The organism is Pseudomonas sp. CBS (assembly GCF_024734645.1).
In the GTDB taxonomy this organism is placed as follows: Bacteria; Pseudomonadota; Gammaproteobacteria; order Pseudomonadales; family Pseudomonadaceae; genus Aquipseudomonas.
Window position 1 is genome coordinate 2,059,119 of the sequence record NZ_CP102929.1, and the last position, 23,555, is coordinate 2,082,673.

Consider the following 23,555-nt stretch of genomic DNA (forward strand, 5'->3'; position numbering starts at 1 on the left):
CCTCAATCCACCTTGGCCAGACGGGTCAGCCACTCGCGGCCCTTGAGCATGCCGTTCCAGTAGAACCACGGCAGGAAGCTCGCCTTGAGAAACCACGCCGAACGCCGTGCCACAGTTGGGTCGAGGGGAAAGGTCGGCAGCAACTTGCCGCCATAGCCGAACTCGGCCAGCACCACCTTGCCCTTCTCCACCGTCAGCGGGCAGGAGCCATAGCCGTCGTACTTGAGGGGCAAAGGCGCCTGTTTGCGCAGGGCCAGCAGGTTTTCCGCGACCACCACGATTTGCTTGCGCACGGCCGCTGCGGTCTTGGCGTTGGTGGTGGAGCACACATCGCCGAGGCCGAAGATGTGCGGGTAGCGCAGGTGTTGCAGGCTCTGGGGATTCACTTCGCACCAGCCGGCGGCATCGGCCAAGGGGCTGTTGCGGATAAAGTCCGGGGCGACCTGCGGCGGGACGACGTGCAGCAGGTCGAAGGTTTTCTCTTCGACGCGCACATTGCCTTCGGCGTCCTTGGTTTCGAACCAGGCCTTGCGCGCGGGGCCGTCGACCTTGACCAGGTTGGAGTTGAACGCCAGTTGGGCGGCGTACTTTTCAACGTACTTCATCAGCGGCGGGACGAAGGTCGCCACGCCAAACAAGGCGGCACCGGCCAGGTTGAATTCGACCTTGATGTTTTTCAGGTCACCCTGCTTGAGCCAGTGATCGCACGACAGGTACATGGCCTTTTGCGGGGCGCCGGCGCATTTGATCGGCATGGCCGGCTGGGTAAAGATCGCCTTGCCATGCTTGAGTTGCTGCACCAGTTGCCAAGTGTAGGCAGCGTGCTCGTAGCTGTAGTTGGACGTTACGCCATGCTGGCCAAGGGTCTCTGGCAAACCTTCGATTTTTTCCCAGGCCAGGCGCAGGCCCGGGCACACAATCAGGTTTTTCCAGGTCACGCGCTGGCCGCTGTCGAGCGCCAGGGTGTGCTCGTCGGGCAGTAATTCGCTGACCGCCGCCTGGATCCAGGTGACGCCGTTGGGCAGCACGTCGGCCATGGGGCGCACGGTCTTTTTAACGTCGTAGGCGCCGCCGCCCACCAAGGTCCAGGCCGGTTGGTAGTAGTGGTGGTCGCTGGGTTCGATCAGGATGATGTTCAGGTGCGGGTCGCGCTTGAGCAGGCTGGCCAGCAGGCCGATGCCTGCCGAGCCGCCACCGATGACAACGATATCGCCACTGATGGTAGGTCCCCAGTGTTGGTCGTTCATGGTCTATGGCCTTTCTTTTAAAAGTGCACACAAGGGTCGTTGCCGTACGGCGTCACGCCCAGCTTTTTATCACGGCGCCGCAATACAGCCCGGACAGCGTCTTCATCACTTGAATCACTTCGTGGCTGGCCAGCCCGTAGAAAATGTATTTGCCTTCCCGACGGGTGGCCACCAGCCCTTCGTCCCGCAGGATGCCCAATTGTTGCGACAGGGTTGGCTGGCGCACGCCGGTCATGGTTTCCAGCTCGCCGACGTTGCGTTCACCCTGGGTCAACTGGCAGAGAATCAACAGCCGGTCTTCATTGGCCAGGGCCTTGAGCAAGGCGCAGGCCTTGGACGCGGAAGCACGCAATTGCGCGACTTCGCCTTCACTCAGGTTCGATTCCATTTGCGTGGGGCTCTCTCTGTCACTTAAGCTCAAAACATTATGTGTAAACGTAAAGTGATTGTAACTACTTATTTGGGACAACCGTCATGCCAGCGTTGATTCAATCCTTTCTGGACGAGGCGTCGTCGACCTACACCTACGTCGTCTATGAAACGGACGGTGGCCCGTGCGCCATCGTTGATTCGGTGCTCAATTACGACCCGGCCTCCGGACGCACCGGCACCGGCCAGGCGGACAAGGTAATCGCGTTTGTGCACGAGCATGGCCTACAGGTGCAGTGGTTGCTGGAAACCCATGCCCATGCCGATCACTTGTCGGCGGCGCCGTATTTGCGTCGGCAGCTGGGGGGCAAGATCGCGATTGGCGAGTCCATCAGCAAGGTGCAGGGGGTGTTCAAGAACCTGTTCAACCTGGAGCCGGAGTTTCGCGTGGATGGGTCGCAGTTCGACCATCTGTTTGCGCCGGATGAGGTGTTTCACATCGGCAACCTGAAGGCCCAGGCACTGCATGTGCCGGGGCATACACCGGCGGACATGGCTTACCTGATTGATGACCAGTTGATTCTGGTGGGCGACACGCTGTTCATGCCGGATGTGGGGACGGCGCGCTGCGATTTCCCCGGTGGGGATGCGCGCCAGCTGTATGCGTCGATGCGCAAGTTGCTGGCGTTCCCGCCGCAGACCCGGTTGTACGTGTGCCATGACTACCCGCCTGAGGGACGCGCCGCCAAGTGCCTGACCACAGTGGCTGAGCAACGGGCAGGCAATATTCATGTGCATGACGGGGTAGATGAGGCGGCGTTTGTCCAGATGCGCACCACTCGGGATGCCGGGTTGGGCATGCCGACGCTGTTGCTGCCGGCGATCCAGGTGAATGTGCGGGCCGGGGTGATGCCGCCGGCGGAGGACAATGGCGTCGTTTACCTGAAGATTCCGCTCAACCAGCTTTGAGCGGGCACTTCAGGCCTGGCCAAAATGCGCTGTCGGCCAGGCGAAGTCCTGCAACACACGCCCTCGATCAACTCACGGAAAACTTCGAAACGATCTGCTTGAGGTCAACGGCCAACTTGGACAGTTCATGACTGGCGATGGACGTCTGCCCCGCCGCCGATGAACTCTGGATGGACAAGTCACGAATGCTGATCAGGTTCTGGTCCACGGAGCGCGCCACGTGTGCCTGCTCTTCCGAGGCTGTGGCAATCAGCAGGTTTCGTTCATTGATATCGGAAATGGCCTCGGTGATCTGGGTAATGGCCAGGCCCGCTTCATGGGCGATTTTCAACGATTCCACCGCTTCACTGCGGTTAAGCACCATGGAAGACACCGCCTCGCTGGAGCAGGTCTGGATTTTCGCAATCATCTGCTCGATTTCCTGCGTGGACGTTTGCGTGCGATGGGCCAGTGCTCTCACTTCGTCAGCCACTACCGCAAAGCCCCTTCCTTGCTCACCAGCCCTGGCGGCTTCAATGGCGGCGTTCAACGCGAGCAGGTTGGTTTGCTCGGCAATGGAACGGATAACCTCGACCACCCGTGCAATATCCTGTGCCTGCATCGCCAAGCCTTCGACCTCCAGCCCGGTCTGCTGCACTGTGGCACTCAACTTTTCAATCGAAGCAATGGTTTGCGTGACGCGCTCCTGGCCGACTTTCGCAGCGCGTTGGGAGTCCTGGGTAGAGTGAGAGGCGGAAACAGCATTCCTGGCCACTTCCTCTACGGCGGCAGTCATCTGATTGACGGCAGTCGCCGCCTGGTCAGTCTCCATACTCTGACGTTCAATACCCGCAGTAGATTCCCGGGTGATTGAACTCATTTCTTCTGCCGCAGAGGCCAACTGCCCGGAGGCTTCGGAGATATGCAGCAAGGTAGTTTTCAGGTTCATTTGCATGGCAGCGGTGGATTGCTGCAGCGCTGTCAGTTCATCCTTGCCGCTGATAGCGATGGCCACTCGCAAATCACCTTCGGCAATCTTGGTGGTCGATACCAACAGCTCACGCACCGGAATAATAACGCTCTGGGAAAACAGGCGCGCCACTACCACTGTCAACAACACAGCCCCCACCATCAATCCCCAGGTAAACAAACGGGTCATATGCACCTCATCGGATGCCCTTTGCGCCGCTTCCTTCGCTCCTTTCTCATTGATCGCGATCAAATCGGTAATGGAGCCCTGCACCTTGAGAGCGATGGGAGTATTAACTTCACGCAAGTACGCCGCAAACTCATCGATAGACAGCGTGCCGGCACGGGCGATCAAGTCCTCGACTTTTTCGTTGTAAACTCGCATACCGTCTAACATTTCAGTGTATTTGGACTGTTCTTCAGGTGTCGATGCAAAGGGTGCATAGCTCCCCGCGAGTTTGATGGTTTGTAAACTGAAATCCCTTAACCTTTGGACTGACGCTGGTTCCTGACGAGCACGGTCGATGGCAAAACGACGCAAGTCCAGACGAAGATTGTAAAAGCTCGAATTTATACTTCCCGCCAAACTAACACTGGGCAGCCAATTAGTTCCAACGTCCACGGTTGACGAATAAATCTTCTCAACTTTAACCAGCGTCACGCCTCCTTGCATTAACAAGAAAATACAAATCACACCAAAACAAAGTGTGGTGCGAACACTCAACGTCAAGGATCTCATGAACATTCGGCTTACCCTTCTTCAGCCCAACAGCGCAACGTCTTATGACGTTAATATGTTTAATCGTTGTAAAAAATGCTCAACTTGAAGCACAACCTTTCTTTAAAAACAGAAAGAGTCCCAACGTCAGTCGGGCATTTCTGCTTTCAGGGTAACCAGAGCGTACATCGCCTCACACGAGCGGTCGCAATTGCGTCCGACGGTTTCAAGATGACGATTCAAGGAGTCGACAACTTCCGGCGACAGATAGGAAACCTTCCCAACTAACGCCGTCATGTCCTCGAGTGCGGCCACAATAGATAGTTGGGTTAAGTTGAACTCGTAGAGCGCGCGGCATACCAGATCCTGATTTTCCATGACACCGCTCCCATTTAAAATAGGAGCTTAGCAGTTGCCCGAATCTGCGCACTGAAGATCAAATTTATAAATAGCCCCTCAGCACTAATGAATGAGATGAGAGCCCATTTATATCTAAACGGATAGCCTTGGCAGGTTTATCAGACCATCAATCCACCTGGCGGCAACGGCAACGCCGTTTTATAACGTACTTGCTTGAGGGCAAAACTGGAGCGGATGTTGGCGACACCCGGGACTTTGGTCAAAAAGTCCATCATGAAGCGCTCCAAAGACTGGATGGTCGGCACCAGTACTCGAATCAAATAGTCGGGATCTCCGGCCATCAGGTAGCACTCCATCACTTCGGGGCGATCCGAAATCGCCCCTTCAAATTGCTGCAACGCCAGCTCGTTCTGCTTTTCCAGGCTGACGTGGATGAACACATTGACGTGCAGCCCCAGCAGGTCGGCGTCCAGCAGTGTCACCTGGTCGCGAATCAGCCCCAATTCTTCCATCGCCTTGACCCGGTTGAAACATGGCGTGGGCGACAGGTTGACCGAGCGGGCCAGGTCGGCGTTGGTGATGCGGGCGTTCTCCTGAAGGGCGTTCAGAATGCCGATATCGATACGGTCCAGTTTGCGCATGAGACAAAACCACCTGTTTATTATGTTTATGCAGTTTTTTTATCCCCAAATGATCTCCAACGCAACGAAACAGAGATAAATATTCTCCTGCCGCGAGCCTATGATTGTTGTAGGACAAGATTTCTTCTACCCGAAGACGGACTGTCAGCTACCGCGCCCACTACAAGAAATTCACAAGATAGAGCGTAGAAAGCCATGACTCAGCAGTATGAACCACTGCGCCTGCACGTCCCTGAACCCTCAGGCCGACCAGGCTGCAAGACCGACTTTACCTACCTGCGCCTGACTGACGCAGGCACGGTGCGCAAACCCCCAATTGACGTGGAACCCGCCGACACCGCCGACCTGGCCAAGGGCCTGATTCGCGTGCTCGACGATCAGGGCCAGGCCCTCGGCCCGTGGGCTGAAGGTGTGCCGGTGGAAATTCTGCGCAAGGGCATGCGCGCCATGCTCAAGACGCGGATCTTCGACAACCGCATGGTGGTCGCCCAGCGTCAGAAAAAGATGTCGTTCTATATGCAAAGCCTTGGCGAAGAAGCCATCGGCAGCGCCCAGGCCCTGGCCTTGAACATCGACGACATGTGTTTCCCCACCTACCGTCAGCAAAGCATCCTGATGGCCCGCGAAGTGCCGCTGGTGGACCTGATCTGCCAACTGCTGTCCAACGAGCGCGATCCGCTCAAGGGCCGTCAGTTGCCGATCATGTACTCGGTAAAAGACTTCGGCTTCTTCACGATTTCCGGCAACCTCGCCACCCAGTTCGTCCAGGGCGTGGGCTGGGGAATGGCCTCGGCGATCAAGGGCGATACCAAGATTGCCTCGGCCTGGATCGGCGACGGCGCCACCGCTGAATCCGACTTCCACACCGCCCTCACCTTCGCCCACGTGTACCGGGCGCCGGTCATCCTTAACGTAGTGAACAACCAGTGGGCGATCTCCACCTTCCAGGCCATCGCCGGCGGTGAAGCCACGACCTTTGCCGGACGCGGCGTAGGTTGCGGCATCGCCTCCCTGCGGGTGGACGGCAACGATTTTGTCGCGGTGTACGCGGCCTCCGCCTGGGCCGCCGAACGCGCCCGCCGCAACCTGGGGCCAACCCTGATCGAGTGGGTGACCTACCGCGCCGGCCCGCACTCCACTTCCGATGACCCGTCCAAATACCGTCCCGCCGACGACTGGAGCCACTTCCCGCTGGGCGACCCGATTGCCCGCCTCAAGCAGCACCTGATCAAGATGGGTCAGTGGTCCGAAGAGGAACACGCGGCGGTCAGTGCCGAACTTGAAGCCGAAGTGATCAAGGCCCAGAAAGAAGCCGAACAGTACGGCACCCTGGCCGGTGGCCAGATTCCAAGCGCCGCGACCATGTTCGAAGACGTTTATAAAGAGATGCCGGAGCACTTGAAGCGCCAGCGTCAAGAGTTGGGGATCTGACATGAACGATCACAACAACAATATCCAGCTGGAAACCGCCATGACCACCACGACCATGACCATGATCCAGGCCTTGCGCTCGGCCATGGATGTGATGCTTGAGCGAGACGACAATGTGGTGGTGTTCGGCCAGGACGTCGGTTACTTCGGCGGCGTGTTCCGTTGCACCGAAGGCTTGCAGAACAAATACGGCACCTCGCGGGTGTTTGACGCACCGATCTCCGAAAGCGGGATCGTCGGCGTGGCGGTCGGCATGGGCGCCTATGGCCTGCGGCCGGTGGCCGAGATTCAGTTCGCCGACTACGTATACCCCGCCACCGACCAGATCATTTCCGAAGCGGCCCGCCTGCGTTATCGCTCGGCCGGCCAGTTCACTGCGCCCCTGACCATGCGCATGCCCTGCGGCGGCGGCATCTACGGCGGCCAGACCCACAGCCAGAGTATTGAAGCGGTGTTCACCCAGGTCTGCGGCCTGCGCACGGTGATGCCGTCCAACCCGTACGACGCCAAGGGCCTGCTGATCGCCTCTATCGAAAACGATGACCCGGTGATCTTCCTCGAACCCAAGCGCCTGTATAACGGCCCGTTCGACGGCCACCACGACCGCCCGGTAACCCCGTGGTCGAAGCATCCGCAAGCGCAAGTGCCGGACGGTTACTACACCGTGCCGCTGGACGTGGCCGCCATCGCCCGCCCGGGCAAGGACGTGACCATCCTCACCTACGGCACCACCGTGTATGTCTCGCAAGTCGCCGCTGAAGAAACCGGCATCGATGCTGAAGTCATCGACCTGCGCAGCCTGTGGCCGCTGGACCTGGAAACCATCGTCAATTCCGTGAAGAAAACCCGCCGCTGCGTGATCGTTCACGAAGCCACCCGTACCTGCGGGTTCGGCGCCGAGCTGGTGGCGCTGGTGCAGGAGCACTGCTTCCACTACCTGGAAGCGCCAATCGAGCGCGTCACCGGTTGGGACACCCCCTACCCGCACGCGCAAGAGTGGGCGTATTTCCCTGGCCCGACCCGAGTGGGCGCGGCTTTGCATCGGGTTATGGAGGTCTGAATGGGCACGCACGTTATCAAGATGCCGGACATTGGCGAAGGCATCGCAGAAGTTGAATTGTCGGTATGGCACGTCAAGGTCGGCGACCTGGTGGTAGAAGACCAGGTGCTGGCGGACGTGATGACCGACAAGGCCATGGTGGACATTCCTTCGCCGGTGCACGGCAAGGTGATTTCCCTCGGCGGCGAGCCGGGCGAAGTCATGGCGGTGGGCAGTATTTTGATCAGTATCGAAGTGGAAGGCGCAGGCAATACCAGGGAGTCGGCGTTGTCGGCGGTGGTTGAAGAGGTCGCGCCTGCACCGGCTCCTGCACCGAAAGTCGAAGCCAATGCCGCGCCGGTAGTTGAGCCCAAGCCGGCAGCCAAACCTGCGGTGGCGGCTGCGCAAGCGCCCGTGGCTCGCGAGGCCGATGACCGCCCGCTGGCCTCCCCGGCCGTGCGCAAACATGCGCTGGATGCTGGCATCCAGCTACGACTGGTCCAGGGCTCAGGCCCGGCCGGCCGGATTCTGCATGAAGATCTGGACGCTTACTTGCTCCAGGGTCCGGCGAAAAATTCCGGTGCGTCCAACCCGTACGCCGAACGCAACGACGAGCAGCAAATCCCGGTGATCGGCATGCGCCGCAAGATCGCCCAGCGCATGCAGGACGCCACCCGGCGCGCCGCGCATTTCAGCTACGTGGAAGAGATCGACGTCACGGCCCTCGACGAGTTGCGCGTGCACCTCAACGAGAAACACGGCGCCACCCGCGGCAAGCTGACCCTGCTGCCGTTCCTGGTGCGCGCCATGGTCGTCGCATTGCGCGACTACCCGCAAATCAATGCGCGTTATGACGACGAAGCCCAGGTCATCACCCGCCTCGGCGCGGTGCATGTGGGCGTCGCCACCCAGAGCGATGTCGGCCTGATGGTGCCGGTGGTGCGTCACGCCGAAGCCCGCAACCTGTGGGGCACGGCGGAAGAAATCAATCGGCTGGCGAATGCTGCGCGCAATGGCAAGGCCAGTCGCGATGAGCTGTCGGGTTCGAGCATTACCCTGACCAGCCTGGGCGCATTGGGCGGGATCGTCAGCACCCCGGTGCTGAACCTGCCCGAAGTGGCCATCATCGGGGTCAACCGCATCGTCGAGCGGCCGATGGTGATCAAGGGCCAGATCGTGATCCGCAAGATGATGAACCTCTCCAGTTCCTTCGATCACCGGGTGGTCGATGGCATGGACGCGGCGCAATTCATCCAGGCCATCCGTGGCCTGCTCGAACAACCCGCCAGCCTGTTCCTGGAGTAACCCATGTCTCAAACATTGCACACCACCCTACTGATTATCGGCGGCGGGCCTGGCGGTTACGTGGCAGCGATTCGCGCCGGCCAGCTGGGCATCCCGACCATCCTGGTGGAAGGTCAATCGCTGGGCGGTACCTGCCTGAATATCGGCTGCATTCCGTCCAAGGCACTGATCCATGTTGCCGAACAGTTCCAGCAAACCGTGCACCACAGCCAGGGCTCGCCGTTGGGTATCGAGGTCGATGTGCCGACCCTGGACATCAGTAAAAGCGTGGAATGGAAAGACGGGATCGTTGACCGCCTGACCACCGGCGTTGCCGCGCTGCTGAAAAAACACAAGGTCCAGGTCATTCATGGCTGGGCCAAGGTTGTCGATGGCAAGACCGTCGACGTCGGCGACCAGCGCATCCAGTGCGAACACCTGTTGCTGGCCACCGGCTCGAAAAGCGTCAACCTGCCGATGCTGCCGATTGGCGGGCCGATCATCTCCTCCACCGAAGCCCTGGCGCCGAAACGCATCCCTAAACGCTTGATCGTGGTGGGCGGTGGCTATATCGGCCTGGAGCTGGGGATTGCCTATCGCAAGCTCGGTGCAGACGTCAGCGTGGTTGAGGCGCAAGACCGGATACTGCCGGCCTACGACGCCGAACTGACCCAGCCGGTGGCCGAATCCCTCAAGCAGTTGGGGGTGAAGGTGTTCCTGAAACACAGCGTCACCGGCTTTGAACACAACACCCTGCAAGTGCGTGATCCCAACGGCGAGACGCTGTCGCTGGAAACCGACCAGGTGCTGGTTGCCGTTGGTCGCAAACCCAACACCCAGGGCTGGAACCTCGAAGCCTTGAACCTGGACATGAACGGCTCGGCGATCAAGATCGACAGCCGCTGCCAGACCAGCATGCGTAATGTGTGGGCCATCGGCGACCTCAGCGGTGAGCCGATGCTCGCCCACCGCGCCATGGCCCAGGGCGAAATGGTGGCCGAACTGATCAGCGGTAAATCCCGCGAATTCAACCCGGCCGCGATCCCGGCGGTGTGCTTCACCGACCCGGAACTGGTGGTGGTCGGCAAGACCCCGGACGAGGCCAAGGCCGCCGGGCTGGACTGCATCGTGTCGAGCTTCCCGTTCGCCGCCAATGGCCGGGCCATGACCCTGGAGTCGAAAACCGGCTTCGTGCGGGTAGTGGCGCGCCGCGACAACCACCTGATCGTCGGCTGGCAGGCGGTAGGCGTGGGCGTCTCGGAATTGTCCACGGCCTTCGGCCTGAGCCTGGAAATGGGATCACGCCTGGAAGACGTGGCGGGCACGATTCACGCCCACCCAACCCTCGGCGAAGCGGTACAGGAAGCGGCACTGCGGGCCCTGGGGCATGCATTGCATATGTAATCGGCGATCACACCCAACTCCCAACTGTAGGAGCGAGCTTGCTCGCGAAAAACCCGAGAACACCGCTGGGCAGCAGGTTTCCAGCGTCATCGTTCACGACCTTCGCGAGCAAGCTCGCTCCTACAGGGGGTGCGAACGCACCGGGGAATGAAGTATTGTTGCGCCCATCCAGAAATAAACCATAAGCCTGCCTTCGACCAGGCGGTTGACAAAAGATAGAGGGTGTCATGGGTAACGAAAGCATCAATTGGGACAAGCTGGGTTTTGACTACATCAAGACCGACAAGCGTTTCCTCCAGACCTGGAAGGACGGCGCCTGGCAAGAAGGCACCCTGACCGACGACAACGTGCTGCACATCAGCGAGGGCTCCACCGCCCTGCACTACGGCCAGCAATGCTTTGAAGGCCTCAAGGCCTATCGCTGCAAGGACGGTTCGATCAACCTGTTCCGTCCGGACCAGAACGCCGCGCGCATGCAGCGCAGCTGTGGTCGCCTGCTGATGCCACAAGTGCCGACCGACGCCTTTATCGAAGCCTGCAAAGCAGTAGTCCGTGCCAACGAGCGGTTCATCCCGCCGTACGGCACCGGCGGCGCGCTGTACCTGCGCCCGTTCGTGATCGGCACCGGTGACAACATCGGCGTGCGCACCGCACCAGAGTTCATCTTCTCGATCTTCTGCATCCCGGTGGGCGCCTACTTCAAGGGCGGCCTGACCCCGCACAACTTCCTGATCTCCGGTTACGACCGTGCCGCACCGAACGGCACCGGCGCCGCCAAGGTCGGTGGCAACTACGCCGCCAGCCTGATGCCCGGTTCCCTGGCGAAAAAAGCCAACTTCGCCGACTGCATCTACCTCGACCCGGCCACCCACTCGAAAATCGAAGAAGTCGGCTCGGCCAACTTCTTCGGGATCACCCACGACAACAAGTTCGTCACCCCGAACTCGCCGTCGGTGTTGCCAGGCATCACCCGCCTGTCGCTGATCGAACTGGCCAAATCCCGCCTGGGCCTGGAAGTGGTTGAAGGCGACGTGCTGATCGACAAGCTGTCGGACTTCAAGGAAGCCGGCGCCTGCGGCACCGCCGCCGTGATCACCCCGATCGGCGGCATCGAGTACAAAGACAAGCTGCACGTGTTCTACAGCGAAAAAGAAGTCGGCCCGGTCACCCAGAAGCTCTACAAAGAGCTGACCGGCGTGCAGTCCGGCGACGTTGAAGCGCCTGCAGGCTGGATCGTCAAGGTCTAAGCAACACTGCAAAACCAAACTGTGGGAGCGGGCTTGCTCGCGAATACGGAGTGTCAGTCGACAGATTTATTGACTGATCCACCGGATTCGCGAGCAAGCCCGCTCCCACATTTGATTTCAGCGTTTGGAAAACCGACGTTCAGGCTTTATCCGTCGGGATGTTTTCCAGGATCTTCTTGCCCATGCTGATCCGCGGCTCGACGCCATAACCCAGCGCCTCATAAAACCCCATCACCGCATCATTGCCGCTGGTGATCTGCAGGTTGATCTTCATGCAGCCCAACGCCGTCAACGCCTGCTCCGCATGCCGCACCAGCGAAGCGCCCAGGCCCTGGCGACGATAATCGTGATGCACCGCCACCGAATACAGCCAGCCGCGATGCCCGTCGTAGCCGGCGAGGATGGTGCCGATCACCGCTTTCTTGTCGGTAGCCACAAAGAACAACCCATCGTTGACCGCCAGCTTCTTGTCGATCGCCAAGCCCGGCAGGTTGTGAGCTGCGTCATAACCAAACGCCGCCTGCCACAGCGCTACCACCTGCGCCCGATGCGCACGGTCCCGATAGGCGCCGATGGGATGACGGGATGACAACCCCTTCTCCATCACCAGCGTGCGCTCATTGCCATGGTAGACATCGCGCACCGTGTGGAACCCCAGCTTGGTGTAGAACGGCTCGGCGGTCAGGGAAGATGGCACATGCAGCGTCGTCACTCCCGCTTCCCGGGCGCGCAGCTCGATTTCAATCATCAACAAACGCCCGATGCCCTGCCCTTGCAGCGCCGGATTGACGAACACCGAACGCACCACGTTGCCATCGAGAGCCGCTGTCGCGACGATGACTTTATCTTGCGTCGCCACCAGCACTGTTCGGCGAGCGAGCAGCCCCAGCACCGCCTCGGGGGTAAAGTTGCTCGCCACCCGCGCAATCACATCAGCCGGATAATCCCGGGCATTGCTGTCATGCAGGGCCGCCAGAATGACCTGGCTGATGCCCTCGGCATCGGTGGTTTGGGCGAGACGAACTTCAGTGGGCATGGTTTCTCCATCCAGACAAAAATACCTCAGGCAACACAATACCAATGTGGGAGCGGGCTTGCTCGCGAAGGCGGTGTATCAGCCACCGAATTTATTAACTGACCCACCGCTTTCGCGAGCAAGCCCGCTCCCACATTTTGATCTCCACTCACCCCTACAGCCGATTCGGCTGCCCCACCCCACTTTTCAGCTTTCCCGGCTGAGCCACCCCCTCAGTTCAGCCGGGATTCTTCCTTCACCCCGCACAAAATAGCCTCACTGCCCAACCCATGGACCCGTGCACCCATGCAAACCACCAACACCGTCCTGATGATCCGCCCGGCGCACTTCGCCTTTAACCCGGACACCGCGATCAACAACCGCTTCCAGCGCGCGCCCCTCGACCCATTGGCCGCACAGCAGAAAGCGCTGGAAGAGTTCGACGGCTACGTCGACACCCTGCGCCATCACGGCGTGGAAGTGCTGGTGGTACAAGACACCCCCGCGCCCCATACCCCGGATTCGATCTTCCCCAACAACTGGTGGAGCAGCCACGCCGATGGCAGCCTGGTGCTGTACCCGATGGAAGGCCGGAACCGACGACTGGAACGCGACAAAGGCGTGCTGCAAGTACTGGAGCAGCGCTTCGCGATCAAAAACACCATCGACCTCAGCCACCTCGAACAACAGAACATGTTCCTCGAAGGCACCGGCAGCATGGTCCTCGACCGCCAGCACCGCATCAGCTACGCCTGCCATTCCGGACGGACCCATCAGGATGCCCTGCGCCAGTTCGCCGAACGCCTGGACTACCAGGTCTGCGTATTCCACGCCGTCGACCGTCACCACGCGCCGATCTACCACAGCAACGTAATGATGAGTGTCGGCCGCGACCTCTCCGTGGTGTGCCTGCAAGCCCTGCCCGATGACCACGAGCGCCAGGCCCTGGAACGCTCCCTGCGGGACACCGGCAAAGACATCGTCGCCCTGGACTTCGACCAACTGGAAGCCTTCGCCGGCAACATGCTCGAAGTCCATGACCGCGACGGCCAGCCGCTGCTGGTGATGTCGGCCAGTGCCTGGGGCTCCCTCAAGCCCGCCCAGCGCCAGCACGTGGAACGCCACACCCGGCCGGTGGTGGTGAACATCGACAACATCGAACGCATCGGCGGCGGCAGTGCCCGCTGCATGTTGGCGGAAGTACATCTGCCCGCCCGCCCCTCATTTCAATAAGGAGTCTTCCCATGACCCGCTATATCGACGTCAACGACTTGAGCTACCTGGTTTCGCAAAAAGGCCTGCAAACCTGCATTACCGAGATGGCCGAGTACATCCGCGCCGACTACCTGCGCTGGCAGGACTTTGAAAAATGCGCACGCCTGGCCAACCATTCCCCCGAGGGCGTGATCGAGCTGATGCCGGTGTCCGACGCGTCGCTGTACGCCTTCAAATACGTGAATGGCCACCCGAAAAACACTCAGAGCGGCATGCTCACCGTCATGGCCTTCGGCGCCCTGGGTGATGTGGACACCGGCAAACCGGTGCTGCTGGCGGAAATGACCCTGTCCACCGCGATCCGCACGGCCGCCACCTCGGCCCTGGTGGCGCGCTACCTGGCCCGGGACAACAGCCGCAGCATGGCGCTGATCGGCAACGGCTCCCAGAGCGAGTTCCAGGCCCTGGCCTTCCACGCGATGCTGGGCATCACTGAAATCCGCCTGTTCGACATCGACGCCAAGGCCACCGCCAAACTGGCCGCCAACCTCAAAGCCTTCCCGGCGATCAAGGTGATCCTGGCAGGCAGCGTGGCCGAAGCCGTGAAAGGTGCCGACATTGTCACCACCGTCACCGCCGACAAGGCCTACGCCACCATCCTCACGGACGAGATGATCGAGCCGGGCATGCACCTTAATGCCGTCGGCGGCGACTGCCCGGGCAAGACCGAGCTGGACCGACGAATCGTCGAACGTGCCCGTGTGATCGTCGAGTACGAACCTCAAAGCCGCATCGAAGGCGAAATCCAGCACATGCCGGAAGATTCGCCGGTCACCGAACTGTGGCAAGTGATCAACGGCCAGGCCCCGGGCCGTGAAAATGCGCGCCAGGTCACCCTGTTCGACTCGGTGGGTTTTGCCATCGAAGACTACTCCGCCCTGCGCTACGTACTGGATGTGGCCAAGGCGCTGGACGTGGGCAGCGAACTGGAACTGGTGCCGGACCTGGCCGACCCCAAGGACCTGTTTGCCCGCCTGGCACAAGCACCGGCCGCACAGCAGAAAAAGCGCGCCTGAGACCGCTCTGGCCTGCTGCTTTGCGTGAGGGGCAGGCCGGAAAAACCTCACCGACAAGCCGATTTAGCGGGTGCGACAGCCGTTTCCGCTGTAGTGCGCGTTTTAACAGCACATTCCGCGCGCCGCGGCAGGGGTAAACGACACAAAAAACGCACCATCTTGAAGCATTCTCTCTGACCACAAACAGCCCAATGTGGTGAGGCAGCCCAATGTGGCGAGGAGCTTGCTCCCGCTGGAGTGCGTAGCGCTCCCAGGATTTTGAGGCCGCTACGCAACTCAGCGGGATCAACCTCCCTCACCACAAAAAGCCTATTCACCTTAGCGTTCAGTTTTCTACTGCCCTGACATCAATTACAAAATATAGGGAATACACATGACTCCGCTCCGATCACTTTTCGCTGCGCTGCTCCTGCCATTGGCCGCCACCGCTGCCCAGGCTCAGGAATGGAAAGAAATCCGCTTTGGGGTCTTCCCCGAATACCCACCGTTTGAATCCGTCGCCGCCGACGGCAGCCTGCAAGGTTTCGACATCGACCTGGGCAACGCCATCTGCGCCAAGCTTGAAGTCAAATGCGTGTGGGTCCACAACGAATTCGACGGCATGATCCCGGCCCTGCGCGCCCGCAAGTTCGACGCCATCATGTCCTCCATGGCCGTGACCCCGGCCCGCCAGAAAGTCATCGACTTCAGCGACCGCCTGTTCCTCAGCCCGACCTCGGTGATCACCCGCAAAAGCGCCGACTTCGGCGACACCCCGGAATCCCTGAAAGGCAAACAGGTCGGCGTGCTGCAAGGCTCGCTGCAGGAAGCCTACGCCCGTGCACACCTGGCCAAGCTGGGCGCGCAGATCAAGGCTTACCAGTCCCAGGAGCAGAACTACGCCGACCTGCAAAACGGTCGCCTGGACGCTACCCTGACCGACAAGCTCGAAGCCCAACTCAACTTCCTGTCCAAGCCTGAAGGCGCCGACTTCAAGACCGGCCCGGCCTTCAAGGACCCGACCCTGCCGCTCGACATCGCCATGGGCCTGCGCAAGAACGACAAGGAGTTGGTGGAGCTGATCAACAAGGGCATCGCCGCCGTCCAGGCCGATGGCACCTACACACAGATCCAGAAGAAATACTTCGGCGATCAGGACATCTACAACGAGTAAAAACAACGTTCCCTCCGTAGCAGCTGTCGAGCCCCAGCGAGGCTGCGTCGGCCACGCCGCCGTTCTCGAGCCAGGCTGGGCACCGAGGCGCGCCTGACGCAGCCTCGCTGGGGCTCGACAGCTGCTACCGGGGGGCCGTGATGCGTTGTTCCACACCACAGAGATCTCCCCCGTGAATGAATTCCTCAACTTGCAAGGCTTCGGCCCGTTGCTGGCTCAGGGTGCCTGGATGACGGTCAAGCTGGCGTTCCTGGCGCTGCTGCTGAGCCTGTCCCTGGGCCTGATCGCCGCCGCTGCCAAGCTCTCCAGCGTCAAGCTGCTGCGGGTTCCGGCCACGCTCTACACCACGCTGATTCGCAGCGTGCCGGACCTGGTGCTGATCCTGCTGATTTTCTACAGCCTGCAACTGTGGCTCAACGACCTGAGTGAAATGCTCGGCTGGGCTTACTTCGAAATCGACCCGTTCACCGCTGGTGTCATCACCCTCGGGTTTATCTACGGTGCGTATTTCACTGAGAACTTTCGCGGGGCAATTCTCAGCGTACCCGCCGGCCAACTGGAAGCCGCGACCGCCTACGGCCTGAGCCGCTGGCAGCGCTTTCGCCTGGTGTTGTTCCCGCAACTGATGCGCTTTGCCCTGCCGGGCCTGGGCAATAACTGGCTGGTGCTGCTCAAGTCCACGGCGCTGGTGTCGATCATCGGCCTGTCGGACCTGGTCAAGGCCGCGCAAAACGCTGGCAAGACCACCAACGACCCGCTGTATTTCCTGATCCTCGCGGGCCTGGTGTACCTGGTGATCACCACCCTCTCCAACCGCATCTTCAAACGCCTGGAACGGCGCTACAACGTGGGCATCAAGGGGATGGCGCGATGATCGAACTGATCCAGCAATACGGCCTCGCCTACCTGTTCACCGACGGCAATGGCCTCTCCGGAGTGGCCATGACCCTGTGGCTGTTCATTATCTCGGTGGTGTTGGGCTTCTTCCTGTCGATCCCGCTGGCGATCGCCCGGGTCTCGGAACACTTCTGGGTTCGCTGGCCGGTGGAGGTATACACCTACCTGTTTCGCGGCACGCCGCTGTATATCCAGTTGCTGATTTGCTACACCGGCCTCTATGGCCTGGAGGTGGTGCAGGACAACGCCCTGCTCAACCAGTTTTTCCGCAATGCGCTGAACTGCACGCTGCTGGCGTTTGTGCTGAACACCTGCGCCTACACCGTGGAGATCTTTGCCGGGGCGATCCGCAACATTCCCCACGGCGAGATCGAAGCTGCCAAGGCCTACGGCCTGCACGGCTGGCGCCTGAACCTGTTCGTGGTGGTGCCCGCCGCACTGCGCCGTGCACTGCCGGCCTACAGCAACGAAATGATCCTGATGCTGCACGCGACCTCCCTGGCGTTTACCGCCACCATCGCCGACATCCTCAAGGTGGCCCGCGATGCCAACGCCGAGACGTTCCTGACGTTCCAGGCCTTCGGCATCGCGGCCCTGTTGTACATGCTGCTGTCCTTTGCACTGGTGGGCCTGTTTCGACTGGCCGAACGTCGCTGGATGCGTTTTCTTGTTCCTACCCGAGGCTAACCCATGAATCAGTCCGCGCAGGCCCTGGCCGCTTATCCCACCGATGTACGCCCTGCTACCCAACCGGTCGCCGTGGCAGAAAACGCCAACGTCAAACTCCAGGTCGAAGGTCTGCACAAACGCTATGGCGAGCATGAGGTGCTCAAGGGCGTCTCACTGAACGCGCGCAATGGCGACGTGATCAGCCTGATCGGTGCCAGCGGCTCCGGTAAAAGCACGATGCTGCGCTGCATCAACTTCCTCGAACAGCCGGACGCCGGGGTCATCACCCTCGACGGCATCAGCATCGAAATGCAGCCAGGCCGCGCCGGCACCCGCGCGCCGCACCAGGCGCAATTGCAGAACCTGCGCACCCGCCTGGCCATGGTGTTCCAGCACTTCAACCTGTGGAGCCACATGACCGTGCTGGAAAACATCACCATGGCCCCGCGCCGGGTGCTCGGCGTAAGCGCCGCCGAGGCGGAAAAACGCGCCCGCCTGTACCTCGACAAGGTCGGCCTGCCGGGCCGGGTGGCGGATCAATATCCGGCCTTCCTCTCCGGTGGCCAGCAACAGCGCGTGGCCATCGCCCGGGCCCTGGCGATGGAACCGGAGATTATTCTGTTCGACGAACCCACCTCGGCCCTCGACCCTGAACTTGTAGGAGAAGTCCTTAAAGTCATACAGACGTTGGCGGAGGAAGGTCGTACCATGCTCATGGTCACCCACGAAATGGGCTTTGCCCGCCAGGTGTCCAGCCAAGTGCTGTTCCTGCACCAGGGCCGCGTCGAGGAACAAGGCGGAGCCGAAATCCTCGACCAGCCGAACAGCGAACGCTTGCAGCAATTTCTTTCCAACCGATTGAAGTGAACACCACACACCATGGATACCAAGGCCACCGGACCGAACGCCTCACCTGTGCTGGACCGCATCGATGAAGCCATCATCGACGTGTTACGGCACCAGGGACGCATCACCTACGAAAAACTCTCGTCGCTGGTGCACCTGACGCCCAGGCCGTGCCTGGAACGGGTGCGCAAGCTGGAGCGACGCGGGGTCATCCGGGGTTATGGCGCGATCATCGACGTGCAGATGGTTTCGCCGGGGCTGTCGTTGCTGGTACTGGTGGCCCTCTCCAACCAGAGCGGGCGCTCGGCGCAGAAGGCATTCGAGGCATGCGTCAAAGCCTGCCCGCAAGTGTTCGAATGCCAACTGATCAGCGGGCCGTTCGACTACAGCCTGCGCATGCGCTGCCGGGACATGGAGCACTACCGCGTGCTGACGGAAACCTGGCTCAACAACGATGAATTGCACATTGATAAGTTGGTGGCGCATCCGGAGTTGGCGGTCGTCAAAAACACCGCCACCGAACTGGCCTGAATAGATCGTTCCCACGCTCCGCGTGGGAACGCATCCTGTGACGCTCCGCGTCACGACTTTAAAAGCAGACGCGGAGCGTCCAGGGCGGCGTTCCCACGCGGAGCGTGGGAACGATCATTGCCCGCTTGAAATCCGCTTGCCTGGACGCGCCCCAATCATCTTCGCCTGCCCATCCCGCTGCTTGCCCGTACGCGCCTCGCTGATCAACCCTGGAATCAACTTGCCCTCCGGCAGATTCTTCCAGAACCGGCTCGGCAAATGCCCTTCCATCACCTTGGGGTTCAACCGCGCCGGGTTAAAGATATGGCTGTAGTACGTCAGCCACATCGCACTGTGGGGATCCTCGACATTCTGCGCCAACGCCTGCCATTCCACCGGGCATTGCCGCCGATGAATCAACTGCTCCCCGTCGTAATAAACCCCGTCCAGCGGCGTGGCGATCATCCAGCGATGACGCCCCATGCGCCCGACAAAATGCTGACTGGCCACCTTCAAGATATCGTGGGCCGGCTCATGCCACGCCACGTACTCGGGCAACTCCGGCCCCGCCTCTGCCGGCAACGCGATAAACCGCACAAACGCATGCAGATGATGAGCCTCGCGCTGCACCTGCTTGATCCGTCGCTGCAACTCGCTGCCCAGTTTGTCCCCGGACATCATCGCCGTGCGGTCCCCATGGCTGACGCGCCACAACACCTCATACAACAAGCTCCAGCGCTGTTCACCGTGATAACACGCGGCGGACTCCAGCAGCTCCAGCAACGCCTTGGGAATCCGTGCCTGGAACGGCCCGCATTCGGCCGGGTACCGCTCGTCCGTGGCAAACAGGTCCGCCACCTCGGCCACGCCCCAACTCACATGGCTGGGGTCAATCTGATGGCTGAGCAACCAGCGCGCCTGCTCGCGCCAGGTGCTGAACAGGTTGTCGCATTCCAGGCTGATCATCCCCATAGCCCCATTTGCTGCGGCTGCGGACGGTCGCGCAGTTGTTCGCGCAGCAGCACGCTGGTGCTTTCCGCCTGTTGCGGATGGTAGTCACTGGTGATGAAAAACGGCTTGGCCTTGGCCAGCACGCAACGCATGCGCGCCAGGTCCTCGAAGCGGATCTTGCGCTGTCGGCGCAGGTCCACCAGCCGTTGGGTGGTGCGCAGGCCAATCCCGGGAATGCGCGCGATCAAGGTCGGCTCGGCGCGGTTCAAGTCCAGCGGGAACACCTCGCGGTGCTCCAAAGCCCAGGCCAGTTTCGGGTCGATATCCAGGGCCAGGTCACCCGGCCCTTCAAACAGCTCATTGGCACTGAACCCGTAGCTGCGCAACAGGAAATCCGCCTGATACAAGCGGTGCTCGCGCATGAGCGGCGGCGCAGCCAGGGGCACGCTTTTCGGGCTGTTGGGAATCGGGCTGAATGCCGAGTAATACACCCGGCGCAATTTGAAATTGCCATACAACGCCTCGGCACTGTGGAGGATGGTGCTGTCGTCGGTGTCATCGGCGCCGACGATCATTTGCGTGCTCTGCCCGGCCGGCGCGAAACGCGGCGCGCGGGGTTCGTTGAGCACGGTCTGTTCACCGGTGTAGATGGTCTGCATCGCCTGCTTGATCGAGACGATCTGCTTCTCCGGCGCCAGGGTTTGCAGGCTCTTGTCCGTCGGCAACTCGATATTCACGCTGAGGCGATCGGCATACCGCCCCGCCTCGGCAATCAGCGCCGGGTCGGCTTCGGGAATGGTCTTGAGGTGGATATAGCCACGGAAGTCATGCTCTTCCCGCAGGAGCTTGGCGACCCGCACCAACTGCTCCATGGTGTAGTCGGCCGAACGGATGATGCCGGAGCTGAGAAACAGCCCGCTCACGCAATTACGCCGGTAGAAATCCAGGGTCAGGGTCACCACCTCCTCCGGGCTGAAGCGTGCACGGGGCACGTCGCTGGAGCGGCGGTTAACGCAGTATTGGCAGTCGTAGAGACAGAAGTTGGTCAGCAATACCTTGAGTAACGACACACAGCGACCGTCGGGCGTATAGCTGTGGCAGATGCCCATGCCATCGGTGGAACCCAGCCCCGCCTTGCCCTCCGAGCTGCGCTTGGGCGCGCCACTGCTGGCGCAGGAGGCGTCGTACTTGGCGGCGTCGGCAAGGATGCTGAGTTTTTCGATCAACTGCATGGGGCTTCTACCGATACTGGTTTTTTGTACAGTATCAGCAGCAAGCCCCGGGGTTCAAGTGCCGTCTGTAGGAGCGAGCTTGCGCGCGATAAACCTGAGAGCGCTGCGGGGTATCAGGTTTCCATCGTCATCGTTGACGACCTTCGCGAGCAAGCTCGCTCCTACAATGGGCAGCGGGCGGTCCTCAGCTAGCGGTCGCGAACAAGAGATCCTGCACTGAACGGCCCTTGCCGCGGGTGCGGTCGTGTTCGTACAGCGACGCGGCAATCTCGTCGGCACGGATCGGCAGGATCGACAGCAAGGTGTCGCTCAAGCCATGGCTGGCCTGGCTGAAACCCTGCATATAGATGCCAGCCTTGCAGCGCTCGTCAGTGACAATGCGGTAGTCGCGGCTGACTTCGAAGTCGCCCATGTATTCGGCCAACGGTGCCAGCAACTGGCGGTGCATCTGGCGCTCGTAGCCGGTGGCCAGCACCACGGCGTCGTAATGATTGAGGCTGGTCTCGCCGGTGGCGTTGTTGCGCAATGCCAACTCGACACCCAACGGCCCGGCAGTGGCTTTTTCCACGGTGGTCAGGGTACGGAACGCGTGACGGGCAATGCCGGAGACTTTCTGCCGGTAGAAGATCCCGTAGATGCGCTCGATCAGGTCCAGGTCCACCACCGAATAGTTGGTGTTGTGATACTCGTTGACCAGGCGCTCGCGCTCACTGCCGTTCTGCTGGAATACCAGGTCGGTGAACTCCGGCGAGAACACTTCGTTGACGAACGGGCTGTCATCGGCAGGTTTTAGCGCCGAACCCCGCAGGATCATGTCGACTTGCACCGAAGGGAAACTGTCGTTGAGGTCGATAAACGCCTCGGCCGCGCTCTGGCCGCCGCCGATAATCGCGATGCGCATCGGTTTACCGTCGACACACGGCTGCTGGGCCATGCGCGCCAGGTACTGGGAGTGATGGAACACCCGCCCGTCATCCTTGAGCGCCTTGAACGACGCCGGAATACGCGGCGTACCACCGGCGCTGACCACCACCGAGCGGGTCGTACGTACGTGCTGCTCACCCTGGGCATCCCGTGAGATCACCCGCAATGCCTCGACCTGCTGTTGATGCAGGATCGGCTCGATGGCCAGCACTTCCTCGCCATAACGGCTTTGCGCCTGGAACTGGCCGGAGACCCAGCGCAGGTAGTCGTTGTACTCCATGCGGCACGGATAGAAGGTGCCCAGGTTGATGAAATCCACCAGGCGCCCGTGGGCTTTCAGGTAATTGACGAAAGAATACGGACTGGTGGGGTTGCGCAGGGTCACCAGGTCCTTGAGGAAGGAAATCTGCAACTCACTCTGGGCCACCAGGGTGTTGCCGTGCCAGCGGTAGTCGGCCTGCTTGTCGAGAAACAGCACGTCCAGCTTGCCCTGGGCTTTCTCGCGCTCTTGCAAGGCAATGGCCAGCGCCAGATTCGAAGGGCCGAAACCGATACCGATCAGGTCGTGAACCGCGGGCGATGCAATTGCCTGTGTCATTCCAGTGTCCTCTGGATAAGCCCCGTGGCGTTGGGGGCGGGAAAGCCTCAGCGACCTGAAGGCAGTACAACAGGTCATGTGTTGATAGAAGACGAGGACAATGAAAAAAAATTTAGCTACCGCTGGAATCAGTGCGCATCCCACTCACGCATACGTGCCCGGCAATGCTTCATGGCATTGACGATATGTTTTTCCACCAGCGCGCGGGAAATACCCAGGCGTTCGGCGATTTGCAGGTGGGACATGCCTTCGAGCTTGCGCAGCAGGAAGCTGTCACGGCAGAGCGGCGGCAATTCGGCCAGGGCGCGCTCGAGCATCTCCAGGCGCTGGCCGTGATCCAGGCTGTGGTGGGGCGAGGACAGCGAAAAACGCTCTTCGCTGTCGAGTACTTCCAGGGGTTCATCCTGATGCAGGGCGTTGCGCCGATGACCGTCAATCACTAGGTTCAGCGCCGTGCGATAAAGAAACGCCCGGGGCTGCTCGATCGGGACCTCACTGGCGCGCCCCAGCACCCGCACATAAGCGTCATGCACCACATCTTCGGCCACCTGACGGTTGCCCAGCCTGGCATTGAGGAAACACACCAGCTCGCGATAGTAGTTTTCCAACATGACTCCCAACCGCCTGGAGAGCGGCATTAGGTCCTTGAAATCGAAGATAACCGCCGTTTCGGTGACGCTGCTCGATGATGGCAGTTTGAGGCGTGTGTAATTTATAGTAATTCTCATCTAGTTTTAAAGAAGTCTTGCATCGACGGGCCATTTTTTCTTCGACAAGAGCTGTAACCACATATGTAACGGCCTAAATCTTCG

General features: G+C 60.6%; 23 protein-coding genes. 13 read left to right on the forward strand and 10 right to left on the reverse strand.

Translation table 11 applies throughout. The features are described from left to right. Positions 1-2: 2 nt before the first annotated feature. Positions 3-1,247 (reverse strand): FAD/NAD(P)-binding oxidoreductase, encoded by a 1,245-nt coding sequence (locus tag NVB75_RS09225; RefSeq protein WP_258346918.1) that lies wholly within the window; start codon positions 1,245-1,247, stop codon positions 3-5. A gap of 52 nt (positions 1,248-1,299) precedes the next feature. Then, positions 1,300-1,635: a helix-turn-helix transcriptional regulator gene (locus NVB75_RS09230; RefSeq protein WP_010166774.1), complete on the reverse strand. Its 336-nt coding sequence runs from the start codon at positions 1,633-1,635 to the stop codon at positions 1,300-1,302. An 86-nt stretch (positions 1,636-1,721) separates the two neighbouring features. On the opposite strand from NVB75_RS09230, the gene NVB75_RS09235 reads away from it, so the two are divergent. Further along, positions 1,722-2,585 (forward strand): MBL fold metallo-hydrolase, encoded by an 864-nt coding sequence (locus NVB75_RS09235; RefSeq protein WP_258346919.1) that lies wholly within the window; start codon positions 1,722-1,724, stop codon positions 2,583-2,585. Positions 2,586-2,652: 67 nt separating this feature from the next. On the opposite strand, the gene NVB75_RS09240 is transcribed toward NVB75_RS09235, so the two are convergent. The 3 genes from NVB75_RS09240 to NVB75_RS09250 form a co-directional block, all read right to left on the reverse strand. Beyond that, positions 2,653-4,278, reverse strand: coding sequence for a methyl-accepting chemotaxis protein (locus tag NVB75_RS09240; RefSeq protein WP_258346920.1), 1,626 nt, complete (start codon positions 4,276-4,278; stop codon positions 2,653-2,655). A gap of 120 nt (positions 4,279-4,398) precedes the next feature. Continuing rightward, the gene (locus tag NVB75_RS09245) at positions 4,399-4,629 is read right to left on the reverse strand and encodes a hypothetical protein (RefSeq protein WP_258346921.1); all 231 of its coding nucleotides are present in this window, start codon (positions 4,627-4,629) and stop codon (positions 4,399-4,401) included. A 140-nt stretch (positions 4,630-4,769) separates the two neighbouring features. Continuing rightward, a complete protein-coding gene (locus NVB75_RS09250) occupies positions 4,770-5,252 on the reverse strand; it encodes an Lrp/AsnC family transcriptional regulator (protein WP_017476898.1) in 483 nt (160 codons plus the stop codon). A gap of 195 nt (positions 5,253-5,447) precedes the next feature. On the opposite strand from NVB75_RS09250, the gene NVB75_RS09255 reads away from it, so the two are divergent. From NVB75_RS09255 to NVB75_RS09275, 5 genes are all read left to right on the forward strand, one after another. Then, on the forward strand, positions 5,448-6,683 hold the full coding sequence (locus NVB75_RS09255) for a 3-methyl-2-oxobutanoate dehydrogenase (2-methylpropanoyl-transferring) subunit alpha (RefSeq protein ID WP_258346922.1): 1,236 nt from the start codon (positions 5,448-5,450) through the stop codon (positions 6,681-6,683). A 1-nt stretch (position 6,684) separates the two neighbouring features. Beyond that, positions 6,685-7,743, forward strand: coding sequence for an alpha-ketoacid dehydrogenase subunit beta (locus NVB75_RS09260; RefSeq protein ID WP_010166768.1), 1,059 nt, complete (start codon positions 6,685-6,687; stop codon positions 7,741-7,743). Then, positions 7,744-9,027, forward strand: coding sequence for a dihydrolipoamide acetyltransferase family protein (locus NVB75_RS09265; RefSeq protein WP_258346923.1), 1,284 nt, complete (start codon positions 7,744-7,746; stop codon positions 9,025-9,027). Between the two features lie 3 nt (positions 9,028-9,030). Continuing rightward, positions 9,031-10,410 (forward strand): dihydrolipoyl dehydrogenase, encoded by a 1,380-nt coding sequence (gene lpdA / locus NVB75_RS09270; RefSeq protein WP_258346925.1) that lies wholly within the window; start codon positions 9,031-9,033, stop codon positions 10,408-10,410. 227 nt (positions 10,411-10,637) lie between these two features. Next, positions 10,638-11,657, forward strand: coding sequence for a branched-chain amino acid aminotransferase (locus NVB75_RS09275; protein WP_093207909.1), 1,020 nt, complete (start codon positions 10,638-10,640; stop codon positions 11,655-11,657). A 139-nt stretch (positions 11,658-11,796) separates the two neighbouring features. On the opposite strand, the gene NVB75_RS09280 is transcribed toward NVB75_RS09275, so the two are convergent. Continuing rightward, the gene (locus NVB75_RS09280; RefSeq protein WP_258346926.1) at positions 11,797-12,693 is read right to left on the reverse strand and encodes a GNAT family acetyltransferase; all 897 of its coding nucleotides are present in this window, start codon (positions 12,691-12,693) and stop codon (positions 11,797-11,799) included. A 285-nt stretch (positions 12,694-12,978) separates the two neighbouring features. Between NVB75_RS09280 and ctlX the strand changes: the two genes are divergently transcribed. From ctlX to NVB75_RS09315, 7 genes are all read left to right on the forward strand, one after another. After that, positions 12,979-13,905 carry a citrulline utilization hydrolase CtlX gene (gene ctlX / locus NVB75_RS09285; protein ID WP_258346927.1) on the forward strand — a complete coding sequence of 309 codons (927 nt, stop codon included), beginning with the start codon at positions 12,979-12,981 and terminating at the stop codon, positions 13,903-13,905. 11 nt (positions 13,906-13,916) lie between these two features. Then, positions 13,917-14,963 (forward strand): ornithine cyclodeaminase, encoded by a 1,047-nt coding sequence (locus NVB75_RS09290; protein WP_258346928.1) that lies wholly within the window; start codon positions 13,917-13,919, stop codon positions 14,961-14,963. A gap of 373 nt (positions 14,964-15,336) precedes the next feature. Continuing rightward, positions 15,337-16,116 carry an ABC transporter substrate-binding protein gene (locus NVB75_RS09295; protein ID WP_167663064.1) on the forward strand — a complete coding sequence of 260 codons (780 nt, stop codon included), beginning with the start codon at positions 15,337-15,339 and terminating at the stop codon, positions 16,114-16,116. 172 nt (positions 16,117-16,288) lie between these two features. Next, positions 16,289-16,990 (forward strand): ABC transporter permease, encoded by a 702-nt coding sequence (locus tag NVB75_RS09300; RefSeq protein WP_076014275.1) that lies wholly within the window; start codon positions 16,289-16,291, stop codon positions 16,988-16,990. After that, positions 16,987-17,700 (forward strand): ABC transporter permease, encoded by a 714-nt coding sequence (locus tag NVB75_RS09305; protein WP_258346930.1) that lies wholly within the window; start codon positions 16,987-16,989, stop codon positions 17,698-17,700. The genes NVB75_RS09300 and NVB75_RS09305 overlap by 4 nt, the downstream gene beginning before the upstream one ends. A 3-nt stretch (positions 17,701-17,703) precedes the next feature. Beyond that, positions 17,704-18,549, forward strand: coding sequence for an ABC transporter ATP-binding protein (locus tag NVB75_RS09310; RefSeq protein WP_207198363.1), 846 nt, complete (start codon positions 17,704-17,706; stop codon positions 18,547-18,549). A gap of 12 nt (positions 18,550-18,561) precedes the next feature. Then, positions 18,562-19,059, forward strand: a complete 498-nt coding sequence (locus NVB75_RS09315) for an Lrp/AsnC family transcriptional regulator (RefSeq protein WP_003208571.1) — start codon at positions 18,562-18,564, stop codon at positions 19,057-19,059. A gap of 114 nt (positions 19,060-19,173) precedes the next feature. Here the strand turns inward: NVB75_RS09315 and NVB75_RS09320 are convergent, their stop codons facing one another. The 4 genes from NVB75_RS09320 to NVB75_RS09340 all read right to left on the reverse strand — a co-directional run bounded on the left by NVB75_RS09320 (position 19,174) and on the right by NVB75_RS09340 (position 23,354). Next, entirely contained in the window at positions 19,174-20,004 is an 831-nt protein-coding gene (locus tag NVB75_RS09320; protein WP_258346931.1) for a TIGR03915 family putative DNA repair protein, read from the reverse strand. After that, a complete protein-coding gene (locus tag NVB75_RS09325) occupies positions 20,001-21,221 on the reverse strand; it encodes a putative DNA modification/repair radical SAM protein (RefSeq protein ID WP_017476886.1) in 1,221 nt (406 codons plus the stop codon). Before NVB75_RS09325 ends, NVB75_RS09320 begins: the two co-directional genes overlap by 4 nt. A gap of 184 nt (positions 21,222-21,405) precedes the next feature. Next, on the reverse strand, positions 21,406-22,743 hold the full coding sequence (locus NVB75_RS09335; RefSeq protein ID WP_258346932.1) for a lysine N(6)-hydroxylase/L-ornithine N(5)-oxygenase family protein: 1,338 nt from the start codon (positions 22,741-22,743) through the stop codon (positions 21,406-21,408). Positions 22,744-22,871: 128 nt separating this feature from the next. After that, a complete protein-coding gene (locus tag NVB75_RS09340; protein ID WP_258346933.1) occupies positions 22,872-23,354 on the reverse strand; it encodes a sigma-70 family RNA polymerase sigma factor in 483 nt (160 codons plus the stop codon). Positions 23,355-23,555 lie beyond the last annotated feature (201 nt).